Source organism: Streptomyces sp. CHD11, from assembly GCF_018638295.1.
GTDB lineage: Bacteria > Actinomycetota > Actinomycetes > Streptomycetales > Streptomycetaceae > Streptomyces.
Genome location: NZ_JABTTS010000002.1, coordinates 236348 through 248496 on the forward strand (window position 1 = coordinate 236348; position 12149 = coordinate 248496).

At 72.1% G+C, this 12149-nt stretch carries 13 protein-coding genes; 9 read left to right on the forward strand and 4 right to left on the reverse strand.

Annotated elements, in window-relative coordinates; genetic code table 11:
• Window positions 1-38: 38 nt before the first annotated feature.
• Entirely contained in the window at window positions 39-242 is a 204-nt protein-coding gene (locus tag HTV45_RS02810; RefSeq protein ID WP_003992177.1) for a cold-shock protein, read from the reverse strand.
• 330 nt (window positions 243-572) lie between these two features.
• Between HTV45_RS02810 and HTV45_RS02815 the strand changes: the two genes are divergently transcribed.
• The 6 genes from HTV45_RS02815 to HTV45_RS02840 all read left to right on the forward strand — a co-directional run bounded on the left by HTV45_RS02815 (window position 573) and on the right by HTV45_RS02840 (window position 7126).
• Window positions 573-1421: a menaquinone biosynthetic enzyme MqnA/MqnD family protein gene (locus HTV45_RS02815; protein WP_215203967.1), complete on the forward strand. Its 849-nt coding sequence runs from the start codon at window positions 573-575 to the stop codon at window positions 1419-1421.
• Window positions 1422-1517: 96 nt separating this feature from the next.
• The gene (locus HTV45_RS02820; RefSeq protein WP_215203968.1) at window positions 1518-3380 is read left to right on the forward strand and encodes a serine/threonine-protein kinase; all 1863 of its coding nucleotides are present in this window, start codon (window positions 1518-1520) and stop codon (window positions 3378-3380) included.
• 408 nt (window positions 3381-3788) lie between these two features.
• On the forward strand, window positions 3789-4523 hold the full coding sequence (locus tag HTV45_RS02825) for an A24 family peptidase (protein ID WP_215203969.1): 735 nt from the start codon (window positions 3789-3791) through the stop codon (window positions 4521-4523).
• A 69-nt stretch (window positions 4524-4592) separates the two neighbouring features.
• A complete protein-coding gene (mqnC, locus tag HTV45_RS02830) occupies window positions 4593-5792 on the forward strand; it encodes a cyclic dehypoxanthinyl futalosine synthase (protein ID WP_215203970.1) in 1200 nt (399 codons plus the stop codon).
• A gap of 7 nt (window positions 5793-5799) precedes the next feature.
• Window positions 5800-6399, forward strand: a complete 600-nt coding sequence (locus HTV45_RS02835) for a hypothetical protein (protein WP_215203971.1) — start codon at window positions 5800-5802, stop codon at window positions 6397-6399.
• 31 nt (window positions 6400-6430) lie between these two features.
• Window positions 6431-7126 (forward strand): demethylmenaquinone methyltransferase, encoded by a 696-nt coding sequence (locus HTV45_RS02840; protein ID WP_215203972.1) that lies wholly within the window; start codon window positions 6431-6433, stop codon window positions 7124-7126.
• A gap of 20 nt (window positions 7127-7146) precedes the next feature.
• On the opposite strand, the gene HTV45_RS02845 is transcribed toward HTV45_RS02840, so the two are convergent.
• Window positions 7147-7470: a PASTA domain-containing protein gene (locus HTV45_RS02845; RefSeq protein ID WP_215203973.1), complete on the reverse strand. Its 324-nt coding sequence runs from the start codon at window positions 7468-7470 to the stop codon at window positions 7147-7149.
• A 153-nt stretch (window positions 7471-7623) separates the two neighbouring features.
• Window positions 7624-8130 (reverse strand): GNAT family N-acetyltransferase, encoded by a 507-nt coding sequence (locus tag HTV45_RS02850; RefSeq protein WP_215203974.1) that lies wholly within the window; start codon window positions 8128-8130, stop codon window positions 7624-7626.
• A 98-nt stretch (window positions 8131-8228) separates the two neighbouring features.
• Between HTV45_RS02850 and HTV45_RS02855 the strand changes: the two genes are divergently transcribed.
• Window positions 8229-9512, forward strand: a complete 1284-nt coding sequence (locus tag HTV45_RS02855) for a geranylgeranyl reductase family protein (protein WP_215203975.1) — start codon at window positions 8229-8231, stop codon at window positions 9510-9512.
• 58 nt (window positions 9513-9570) lie between these two features.
• Window positions 9571-9708 (forward strand): hypothetical protein, encoded by a 138-nt coding sequence (locus tag HTV45_RS02860; RefSeq protein ID WP_215203976.1) that lies wholly within the window; start codon window positions 9571-9573, stop codon window positions 9706-9708.
• A 388-nt stretch (window positions 9709-10096) separates the two neighbouring features.
• Here HTV45_RS02860 and HTV45_RS02865 read toward each other — a convergent pair whose 3' ends face one another.
• Entirely contained in the window at window positions 10097-10942 is an 846-nt protein-coding gene (locus HTV45_RS02865; protein ID WP_215203977.1) for a C40 family peptidase, read from the reverse strand.
• An 841-nt stretch (window positions 10943-11783) separates the two neighbouring features.
• Between HTV45_RS02865 and HTV45_RS02870 the strand changes: the two genes are divergently transcribed.
• The gene (locus HTV45_RS02870; RefSeq protein ID WP_003974383.1) at window positions 11784-12143 is read left to right on the forward strand and encodes an NADH-quinone oxidoreductase subunit A; all 360 of its coding nucleotides are present in this window, start codon (window positions 11784-11786) and stop codon (window positions 12141-12143) included.
• Window positions 12144-12149 lie beyond the last annotated feature (6 nt).

A 12149-nucleotide genomic window follows, 5' to 3' on the forward strand; every position in this document is an offset into this window, starting at 1 on the left:
GCTCCTTGGGTACTGCTGGTCGTTCCCGGATCGGAAGATCAGACCGGGGTGACGTTCTCCGCCTGCGGACCCTTCGGGCCCTGCGTGACGTCGAAGGACACCTGCTGGTTCTCCTCGAGAGAGCGGAAACCGCTCGCGTTGATCGCGGAGTAGTGGACGAAGACGTCGGGGCCGCCGCCTTCCTGGGCGATGAAACCAAAGCCCTTTTCGGCGTTGAACCACTTCACGGTTCCGGTAGCCATAAGCCCTCCCTGGGCCCAAAGGGTTGCCCTGCTCCAGAACCCAGCAAGTGTGAAGACCAATTCCGCACAACTGCATCCGTCTGAGAACGACGAGAGCCCGCGGTCACATGCTCCGCAGGCTCTGTACTGCAAGGGAAACCAAACTGCAACTTGCGAAGAAGCCTAGCACGCAGGTGCCCGGATGCAATAGATCTCAAGATCACGCCACCGGAATGTTCTCCCGTCCCGTGCGCCCCACCCGTTCCGGCCGTGTACGGCCCCCCGGAGCGGTTCAAAGGTGCGCAAGGGGGTGGAGGGTCCCTCGCTCCCGCCGAGGGCTAGCCTCACGATGTGGACAATCCTCGCACCCGGCCGCGCGTCGGCCACATCCAGTTCCTGAACTGCCTGCCCCTCTACTGGGGGCTCGCGAGAACCGGCACACTCCTCGACTTCGAGCTGACGAAGGATACCCCCGAGAAGCTCAGCGAGCAGCTGGTGCGGGGCGACCTCGACATCGGACCCATCACGCTCGTCGAATACCTCAAGCACGCGGACCGGCTCGTCGCCTTCCCCGACATCGCCGTGGGCTGCGACGGCCCGGTGATGTCCTGCGTGATCGTCTCCCAGGTGCCGCTGGACCGGCTGGACGGTGCCCGGGTCGCCCTCGGGTCGACCTCCCGCACCTCGGTACGCCTCGCCCAGCTGCTCCTCGCCGACCGGTACGGCGTACAGCCCGACTACTACACCTGCCCGCCCGACCTGAGCCTGATGATGCAGGAGGCCGAGGCGGCCGTCCTCATCGGGGACGCGGCCCTGCGCGCCAACATGGTCGACGGCCCCCGCTACGGCCTGGACGTGCACGACCTGGGCGCGCTCTGGAAGGAGTGGACGGGCCTGCCGTTCGTCTTCGCGGTCTGGGCGGCGCGGCGCGAGTACGCGGAGCGTGAGCCGGCCATCACCCGCAAGGTGCACCAGGCCTTCCTCGCCTCCCGCAACGTCTCCCTGGAGGAGGTCGACAAGGTCGCCGAGCAGGCGGCCCGCTGGGAGGCCTTCGACGAGCGGACCCTGGCGCAGTACTTCACCACCCTCGACTTCAGCTTCGGCGCCCCGCAGCTGGCGGCGGTCGCGGAGTTCGCCCGCAGGGTCGGGCCGACGACCGGATTCGCGGCGGACGTCGCGGTGGATCTCCTGCGGCCGTGAGACCGGATCCCGTGCGGCCGTGAGACGCGGAGGCGCGCGCACTACCCTGCTGGAAGGTTCCGGCAGACGGGGCGCGACGGGGGAGGGGTGGACGCCATGCGGCCGCTCGATGTGGACGAACCCACGGTCGTGGGGCCCTACCGGCTGCTCGGCCGGCTCGGCTCCGGCGGCATGGGGCGGGTCTACCTGGGCCGCAGTGCCGGGGGCCGCACCGTCGCGGTGAAGATCGTGCACCCGCACTTCGCGCTGGACGAGGAGTTCCGCGCCCGGTTCCGCCGCGAGGTCGACGCGGCACGCCGGGTCGGCGGCGCCTGGACGGCGTCCGTCCTGGACGCCGACCCCGGGGCCCGGGTGCCGTGGGTCGCCACCGCCTACGCGGCCGGACCCTCCCTGGCGGCCGCGGTCACCGACGCCGGCCCCCTGCCCGCCCACACCGTACGGACCCTGGGCGCGGGTCTGGCCGAGGCGCTGACGGCGGTGCACGAACTGGGGATGGTGCACCGGGACGTGAAGCCGTCCAACGTGCTCCTCACCCTCGACGGCCCGCTGCTGATCGACTTCGGCATCATCCGCGCCATGGACGGCACGGCCTCCCTGACCTCGACCGGGGTCTCGATCGGCTCACCCGGTTACATGTCCCCCGAGCAGATCCTCGGCAAGGGGGTGACGGGCGCGGCGGACGTCTTCTCGCTGGGCGCGGTCCTGGCGTACGCGGCGACCGGCGGTCCGCCCTTCCCCGGCGACTCCTCGGCGGCACTGCTCTACAAGGTGGTGCACGAGCCGCCGGAACTGGGCGACTGGGACGGGGAGGTCCGCGAGCTGACCGAGGCCTGCCTGGACAAGGACCCGTCCGCGCGACCGGCCCCCGCCGAGGTGTCCCGGCGGCTCGCTCCCGAGGGCGGCGCGGCCCGCCTGGTGGCGGGCGGCTGGCTTCCCGGGCCCCTGGTGGAACAGGTCAGCCGGGCCGCGGTGCGGCTGCTGAACCTGGAGGCGACGGGGGACGGGGGCGGGGAGGCGCCGGCGTCGGGGCCGGTGGGGTTCAGCAGGCCGTCGGTGGGCGAGTCCTCCGGGGCCGGGGACGCGGGGGCCGGTGACGCGTGGGCGGCGGGGGTGCCGAGCGGCGGGGCAGGTGGTCCGTCGGCCGGGAACCTGCCGATCGCGGAGTTGCCGGCCGAGGGCGCGGGGGGCGGGGTCTTCGGACCGCCACCGGTGATGCCGGCGCCGGAGGCGTGGGGGAGCGGGTCCGTCCTCCCCGAGCAGCGTGATGCCGCCTCCGGCCCGGACACCGGCCCGGATCCGCGGGCGAACCCGTACGCGGATCCGCGGGCGGCACCCCACCCGCCGGCCGGGCCGGCCGGCGCGGGAGACGGGGACCGCCCCGGCAAGCTCTCCGTCTCCGTGGCGGCCACGGCCGCCCCCGGCGCCGGCGGCAAGGGCCGGCGGGTGAGCTGCACGGTCGCCCTCGCCGTCGCGGGCGCGCTGGCCGCGGTGACCGTCGGATCGGCGTTCGTGTTCGACATGCTGCCGGGCACGGCCAACTCCCCCGGCGACCACGCGGACTCCGGCGGCTCCAGGACCCAGGAGCCACCCGCCACGGTCCCTGCCACCGTCCCCGCCGGCTACCTCGGCACCTGGGAGGGGCAGGCCAGCTCCCGGGAGACCATCGCCATTCCGCTCGGCACGTTCCGGGTGACGCTCAAGGAGGCGGCGGTGGGCGAGCGGGTGGGCACCCTCCGGCACACCGACATCTTCGGCGGTGTCTGCGACGACGTACTCACCCTGAAGCAGGTGACGGCCAGGCAGATCGTCACCACCTCCGTCGGCGCGAAGGACAACCGTGGCGTCTGTGACCAGGAGCCCCACACGGTCCGCCTCACGCCGGCCGGCGACGACCTCGTCTACGAGTCGGACAGCAAGCCCTCCGGGCGCCCGAAGGCCCGTCTGTCAAAGGTCGGTTAGTCCGCCCGGAGCCCCGCCCGCCCGCCCGCCCGGCCGGGCGGGCACCCGGGCCCGGAGAGCGAACGCGTGGATGATCGTCCCGTACGGTGTCCGGTTGCGACACTCACGCCCCTCGCTCACACCCGCGGTCGCCCGACCCGTTGATCCCGACCGGGGAGGAGAGCTGTGGGCGGCCGCCACCGCTCCTTCCGGCACCCGGGGGCGGAGCAGGCCCGGGAGAAAGGCCGGGCGGAGGTCTTCGACCGCGGCCGTTCGATTCCCTAGGATCTCGGCACGCTCAGCAGACCCTCCTTCCACACCCAGGAGACCCGTCATGCCACGACGCCTCGGTCCCAGCCCGTCCAGCTCGGCGGCCCCGGGCTGCAGGGCGTCCTCCCCGGCCCGGCGCGAGACGGCCGCGGCGGCGGGATGACCGGGCACCCGGACGTCCTGCTGATCGTCGCCGCCGCGCTGTGGGGCGTGGCGGCCGGCGCGGTGCTGCCCCGCGCGGCCTACCGGTTCTCCGTCCCGTCCGGGGAGGAGTGGCGGACGGCGTGCCCGGCGGGGCATCCGGTGCGCGGCTGGCTCGGACCGGCACGGTGCGGGCCCTGCGCCGGACCGCCGTACGGGCCGGGCGCCGCTTCCGCCGTCGTCACCGTCCTGGTCTGCGCCGTCCTCGCCGCCGCCACCGGGAGCCGGCCCGAGCTGGGCGTCTGGCTGCTGCTCGCGCCCGTCGGGGTGCTGCTGGCGATGGTCGACTTCCGGGTGCAGCGGCTGCCCGACCCGCTCACCCTGCCGTTCGCCGGGGCCGCCCTCGTCCTGCTGGGCCTGACCGCACTCGTCCCCGAGCACGCGGGCGAGTGGACCACGGCCCTGCTGGGCGCGCTCGCGCTCGGCGCCGGCTACTTCGTGCTGTTCCTCATCAACCCGGACGGTATGGGCTTCGGCGATGTGAAGCTGGCGCTCGGCGCCGGCGCCGTTCTCGGCTGGTACGGCTGGCCGGCGGTGATGCTCGGCACCCTCGCCGCATTCGTGTCCGGGGCGCTGTACGGGGGCGCGCTGGTCGTCGCCCGGAGAGCGGGCCGCAAGACGGCCGTCCCGTTCGGGCCGTTCCTGATCGGCGGCGCCTTCGCGGGGCTGCTGATCGGTGCGTACGCAGCCTGACGGCAGCCGCGCGAAGCCGCTGACGTACGCTGGATCGGTCCGTCCACAACCCTTATGAAAGGGATGCCGGTGACCGAGAAGGCCGACCTTCAGACCGTCCTCGACCGTGCCGCCGCCGGTGGGCGGATCACCCCCGAAGAGGCCCTCGACCTCTACCGCGACGCCCCGCTGCACGCGCTGGGAGCCGCCGCCGACGCCGTCCGCAGGCGCCGGTACGCCGGTACGGAGCACATCGCGACGTACATCATCGAGCGGAACATCAACTACACGAACGTGTGCGTCACGGCGTGCAGGTTCTGCGCCTTCTACGCTGCCCCGAAGGACACGGCGAAGGGCTGGACCCGCGACCTCGACGACATCCTGCGGCGCTGCGCCGAGACGGTCGAGCTCGGCGGTACGCAGATCATGTTCCAGGGCGGTCACCACCCGGACTACGGCGTCGAGTACTACGAGCGGCACTTCTCCGCCATCAAGAAGGAGTTCCCGCAGCTCGTCATCCACAGTCTGGGGGCGAGCGAGGTCGAGCACATGGCCCGGATCTCCGGGGTCCCGGTCGACGAGGCCATCACCCGGATCCACGAGGCCGGACTCGACTCCTTCGCCGGCGCCGGCGCCGAACTCCTCCCCGCGCGGCCGCGCAAGGCCATCGCACCGCTCAAGGAGTCCGGCGAGCGCTGGCTGGAAATCATGGAGATCGCGCACAACCTCGGTGTCGAGTCCACCTCCACCATGCTGATGGGCACCGGCGAGACCAACGCCGAGCGGATCGAGCACCTGCGGATGATCCGGGACGTACAGGACCGCACGGGCGGCTTCCGCGCGTTCATCCCGTACACCTACCAGCCCGAGAACAACCACCTGAAGGGCCGTACCCAGGCCACCCTCTTCGAGTACCTGCGGATGATCGCGATCGCCCGGCTCTTCTTCGACAACGTCGCCCACATCCAGGGTTCCTGGCTGACCACCGGCAAGGAGGTCGGCCAGCTCTCGCTGCACTACGGCGCGGACGACCTCGGCTCGATCATGCTGGAGGAGAACGTGGTCTCCTCCGCCGGTGCCCGGCACCGCTCCAACCGGATGGAGATCATCGACCTGATCCGCAAGGCGGGCCGGGTGCCGGCGCAGCGGGCGACGACGTACGAGCACCTCGTCGTGCACGACGACCCGGCGAACGACCCGGTCGACGACCGTGTGGTCTCCCACATCTCCTCCACGGCCATCGAGGGCGGCACGGCCCACCCGGAGCTGACGCTCCTCGCCCCCAACTGACGCCGCCGTGCTGACCCTTCACACCGCCGACGCCTCGCCCGGGGCGGCCGTCCTGGTCGACGGCGCGCACATCGCCGCCCTCGGCCCGTACGAACGGCTGGCCGCCGGTCACCCGGGCGCCCGGGTGCGGCGGTGGCCCGGCATCCTGACGCCGGGGCTGCTCAACCCGTACGGCCCGGAGCTGCTGGAGCAGGCCTACCACCCCGATCCGCGCGAGGCCGGCCGGCTCGGTACCGAGCCGGTGTTCGGGGAGCGGGCGCGGGCCCTTCTCGGCGCCGGCCCGTCCGCGCGGGGCGCCAGCGCGCGCCGGGGAGTGCAGCGCATGCTGGCGCACGGCACGGTCGCGATCGCCGGTGAACTGCGCGGCCGCCCGGCCCTGGACGCGGTGCGCGGGGCCGGCCTCGCCGTGGCGGGGCGCCCGGCCAGGCTGCCCGGTCCGCCGGCGCTCTCCCCGGTGCCTCTCGTGCTGCTGCCGGGCCTGCGCGCCGGGAGTCCCGCGCGCTTCGCGGTGTTCGACGTGCCCGACCGGGACGCCCTCGTGCGGAACGGCGCGGCCACGTGCGTGGTCACCGTCGTGGGCGGCCGCATGGTGTACCGGCGCGCGTAGGACGACAGGGGCCGCCTGCCACAATGGCCCCGTGACCCGAGCCAGCCTGAACAAGCAGCCGCACGAAGTCGCCTCGATGTTCGACGAGGTCGCGGAACGGTACGACCTGACCAACGACGTGCTCTCCCTCGGCCAGGACCGGCGATGGCGCAAGGAGGTCGCGAAGGCGGTCGACGCGCGGCCCGCGCAGAAGGTCCTGGACCTGGCGGCCGGCACCGGCACGTCGTCGATGCCCTTCGCCGCCACCGGCGCCTACGTCGTGCCCTGCGACTTCTCCCTGGGCATGCTCCAGGTCGGCAAGCGCGACCGCGCATGGCTGCCGTACACCGCGGGCGACGCGACGAGGCTGCCGTTCGCGGACGACGTGTTCGACGCGGTCACCATCTCCTTCGGGCTGCGCAACGTGCAGGACACGGACGCGGCGCTGCGCGAGATGCACCGGGTGACCCGGCCCGGCGGGCGGATCGTCATCTGCGAGTTCTCGCACCCGACCTGGACGCCTTTCCGCACCGTCTACACCGAGTACCTGATGCGGGCGCTGCCGCCGGTCGCCCGGTCGGTGTCGTCCAACCCCGACGCGTACGTCTATCTCGCCGAGTCCATCCGCGCCTGGCCCGACCAGCCGGCCCTCGCGGAGCGGCTGAAGGACGCCGGCTGGTCGAAGGTGGCGTGGCGCAATCTGACGGGCGGCGTGGTGGCGCTGCACCGTGGGTTCAAGGACAGCTGAGCGGCATGGCGCCCTGTGCTTCAGGGGCGGCCGAGCGGCACGGCGCAAGGGCTGCTGCCGTGCGGCTCGTCCAGTTCGCGCCGGAGCCCGCCCGCGGGCGGCAGGGGGCCGCGAGGTTCACGGACCCCTCCGCCTCCGCCGTCGCCCTCACCGAAGTCGAACCACACGTGGACCACGGAGTCCCGGGGCACCTCGGTGCCCGCCCGCGGGTACTGGCGCACCACGTACTCGACGACGGTGAGAGGGAAGTCCGGCCGGTCCGGGGCGTTCACGGACAGGCCCCGCGCACGGACCGCCTCACGCGCGTCCACGGCCATCAGGCCGACCAGGCGCGGCACGCGCACCTCGGGTGTCCTGTGCCCATCGGGTGTCACACGCACGGACGTCACCCCCCTGCGGTACCGGCAGAGTAGACCGGAGGGGCGCCCGCCGGAAGCGCCGGGTGGCGTTCCGTGACAATTGACTACGGTGAGTGAGTGCGGGGGTGGTGGCCGGGGTCAGAGGGCCAGGCGATAGCAGTGGGCCTCACGCCGCGAGACCGGTGTCATGAAGGTCTCGGCGAGGTGCATCCCCAGCCGCCGGGTGACCGCCACGGAGCGGGCGTTGCGGGCGTCCACCATGGCCACCACGCCCTTCGTGCCCGCCGCCCGCACCCGTTCCAGCGTCTGCCGGGCCGCCGCCGTGACGTATCCCCGGCCCCAGTGCTCCCGCGCGAGGCGCCAGCCGATCTCGATCTCGCCCGCCGGACCCCAGTCGCGCTCCCACGGCTGGGCGCCGGTGAAGCCGATGACCCGGCCGGACTCGTCGAGCATGGTCCACAGGCAGAAGCCGAGCTGGGCGTCGTGCCGGCGCTGGCGGGCGGTCAGCTCCTCGTAGACCGACAGGTCCGCCGCCTTGCCGCCGTGGAACTCCATGACGTCCGGGTCGTCGAAGATCCGGTGCCAGGCGAAGGCGTCCTCATGGGTGGGGACACGCAACCGTACAGCGGGGAGAACTCGGTTCACGGGGCAGCCCTTCAGCCGGGTGATCAATTCTGCTGAATAGACTGCCCGTGTCCAGTGCCGGTCGGCACGCACCTTTCGAACTCTGGGGAGAACCCGCCGTGACCGAGCCCCTCTCCGACAACACCGCCGATGTGATCGTCGTGGGCGCCGGGCCAGCCGGCTCCACCACCGCCTACCACCTGGCCCGGTCCGGACTCGACGTACTCCTGCTGGAGAAGACCGCGTTCCCGCGGGAGAAGGTGTGCGGTGACGGCCTCACCCCGCGCGCCACCAAGCAGCTCGTCGCGATGGGCATCGACATCTCCGAGGAGGCCGGCTGGCTGCGCAACAAGGGCCTGCGCATCATCGGCGGCGGGGTCCGCCTCCAGCTGGACTGGCCGGATCTCGCCTCCTTCCCCGACTACGGTCTGGTCCGCAAGCGCGACGACTTCGACGAGCAGCTCGCCCGGCAGGCCCAGAAGGCGGGGGCCCGGCTGTACGAGCGCTGCAACGTGGGCGCGCCGGTCATCGACGACCGCACCGGACGCATCACGGGCGTGAAGGCCAAGCTCGGTGAGGAGAAGCGGGAAGTCACCTTCCACGCCCCGCTGGTGGTGGCCGCCGACGGCAACTCCACCCGGCTGTCCCTCGCGATGGGGCTGCACCGGCGCGAGGACCGGCCGATGGGCGTCGCGGTCCGTACGTACTTCACCTCGCCCCGCCATGACGACGACTACCTGGAGTCCTGGCTGGAACTGTGGGACCGCCGGGGTGCGCAGGACCGGCTGCTGCCCGGCTACGGCTGGATCTTCGGCATGGGCGACGGGACGAGCAACGTCGGTCTCGGCGTCCTCAACACCTCCGACTCCTTCAAGGAGCTGGACTGGCGCGAGGTCCTCAAGGCCTGGTGCGCGTCCATGCCGGAGGACTGGGGCTACACCCCGGACAACATGACCGGCCCGATCCGCGGCGCCGCGCTCCCCATGGCCTTCAACCGCCAGCCGCACTACACCCGGGGGCTGCTGCTCGTCGGCGACGCGGGCGGTCTGGTCAACCCGTTCAACGGTGAGGGCATCGCCTACGCCATGGAGTCCGGGCAGCTCGCAGCCGAGGTGATCGTCCAGGCGCACGCGCGGGCCACTCCGGCCCAGCGGGAGATCGCCCTCCGGCGCTACCCGCGCGTCCTGAAGGACACCTACGGCGGCTACTACACGCTCGGCCGCGCCTTCGTGAAGCTCATCGGCAACCCGAAGGTCATGCAGATCGCCGCCCAGCGCGGACTGACCCACCCCATGCTGATGAGGTTCACCCTGAAGCTCCTCGCCAACCTGACCGACCCGACGGGCGGGGACGCGATGGACCGCATCATCAACGGGCTGAGCAAGGTGGCGCCGAAGGCGTGACGCCTCCGCGGTGCGCGGCGTCCGCTGTCGTCCGGGGTGACCTGTGGACCGGTGAGGCGTGCGCGGCCGTGGTACCTCCGGCGCCGGCGGTGTGGTGCTGATCGGCGGGGCGGTGCTGCCGGCACCGGGCCCCGGTGCGTGCGCGGTCGTGCTGCCGCGCCGGCGCGCACGGCGCGGCGGCGGCGCCGTCGCCTGACCGAGACGCCGTGAGCGGCGCTGTGGGCGGCCGGGGTCCCGGGAGGGGCCCGCGGGGGCCGCTCGCGCCCGTGTGGGCGCAGGGGAGGCCGTCACGGGGCCGCACGGGGCGCCGGCGGCGCGCGGGCGGGCCGCCGGCACGTCGTGAGCGTGGAGCATTTCGGGCAATCGGGCGATCTTGGCCGCTGTGTGACGTGTGCGGGGCGCACGGGGCCCTGGGGCCACCGTGCCGGGCGCACGGGGCCGGTGGGCCGCCGTGCCGGGCGCACGGGTCCGGCGGAGTGGAGGGCGCGGCGGCGCGGCGCACGAGGGAGGGCCGCCGCCCGGCGGGGCAGCGGCCCTTCAGCCCGTGGGAGCGCGGCTCACGGCCCGCTCCCGGAGCGCACGGCTCAGAGCACGCGCACGGCACCCGACGCGGGGTAGCCGGACAGATCCTGGATGACGACGCCCTTCGCGGAGTTGGCGGCGTCCAGGTACTGGCCGTCACCGATGTAGACACCCACGTGGTACGCGGAGCCCTTGCCGCCCCAGTACAGGATGTCGCCGACCTGGATCTGCGACAGCGGGATGTCGGTGCCGACCATCGACTGGTCCTGCGAGACGCGCGGCAGGTCCACGCCGACCTGCTTGAACGCGGCCTGCACCAGGCTCGAGCAGTCCCAGGCGTTGGGACCCGTGGCGCCCATGACGTAGGCGTCGCCCACCTGGGCCTTGAGGAACGAGATGACCGACGCGACGCTGCCACTGGCGGGCGCGGAGGCGGTCGTTGCCGTGCCCGTGGAGGCGGAGGCGGTGCTGCCCAGGGCAGGCCGCTCGGCGTCGCGTGAGGCGCGCTCCGCGGCGGCCTTGCGGGCCTCCTCCGCCTTCTTCTTCGCCTCGGCCTTCTGCTTGGCCTCGGCGAGGTCCGCCTTGGCCTCCTGAGCGGCCTTCGCGGCGGCCGCGTCGCGCTCGGCCTGCAGCTGGTAGTTCGCGGCTGCCTGCTGGGTCGCGTCCGCGGACTGGGCGACCTGGGCGGCCAGGTCGGCCGTCAGGGTGGGCAGTTCGAGGGTCTGCGTCACCGGCTCGGCAGCGTTCGCCGAACCCGACGCCCCGGCCACTGCGAGGGTGCTGAGGACGCCACCGGCGACTCCGGCCCGCATCGCCATCGTGGACGACGCGGTGCGGCGGGGTTTCCGGTGGCTGCGTATGTGAGCGGTGTGGGACATGGGAACAACCGGTACCAGGGGCTCCTTCATATCCACAAGAAACGTGTGCTGCGCCACAATTGTTCAACGGAGGGCCCGAATCCCGGGAACGTCGCCCCTTATTGACGCCGTAACGGACATTGCGGGCGCCCGTGATCGGCCGTTGATCACGCACTTTCATCGTTACGTCCGAATTGCCCCGCGCCTACCACTGGTTGGATTGGTTGGCCAAGCCCTCCTCTCCTCCGGTCCTCGCGGATGTGACGCACGTCACGGAACGATTCCACCAGTCGTCGCGTCCGGCGGGCCGGCGGACGATGCGGACGGCCGACGGGGGTCCCGGACATCCGCGGGCGGTGCCGTCGCGCCGCAACGGGCGGCGCGGTGGCGGAACGTGACCGGATTGTGACCCGGTGAGTTCGTGAACGCGTGCACACGTTCACACCCGCCCTGGCGGCCCCTCCGGGGTGTGAACGCGGCCTCTACCAAGAGATCGGGTCCAGCACCAATTTGCCTGTGAAGAAAGTGCCTTGATAGAAGGCTCAGCCCTCTGAGCTGCATCGACCGGTCAGAATGTCACCTTTGGTGATCGCGCGGACGCTTGGCGTGCGAAGATCACCGCTCATCCGACTTCATGATCGTTCGTCAGGTGGTGGAGATCACAAAGCTTGAGTCAGACCCCGTGTCGCAGATCACAGACCCTCGGGCATAGGATGCGGAGCGGTTGGGCTTGTGACCTGCTTCACATGTTCTCGATCTTCGCCGGGGCGGGCGTGGTTCGTGGGGCTGTCGGGGCGGCGGAGCCCGATGCACGACTCCCCGAGGGGCTCAAATTCGTTCGCCCCCGGGGGGACCCCAAGCAGTCAATGCCGACTGAGAGGAGCGAGGAGCGGTGAACGCGTATGCGCCCATCCTCGTACTGGGAGCCCTCGGGGCAGGCTTTGCGATCTTCTCCGTGGTCATGGCCACGCTGATCGGTCCGAAGCGGTACAACCGCGCCAAGCTCGAGGCTTACGAGTGCGGTATCGAGCCGACCCCCACGCCGGCGGGCGGCGGGCGCTTCCCCATCAAGTACTACCTGACGGCGATGCTCTTCATCATTTTCGATATCGAGATCGTCTTCCTCTACCCCTGGGCCGTCACCTTCGACGCCCTGGGGATTTTCGGGCTCGTGGAGATGTTGCTCTTCGTGCTCACCGTCTTCGTCGCGTACGCGTACGTATGGCGGCGCGGCGGCCTGGAATGGGACTGAGGGGCC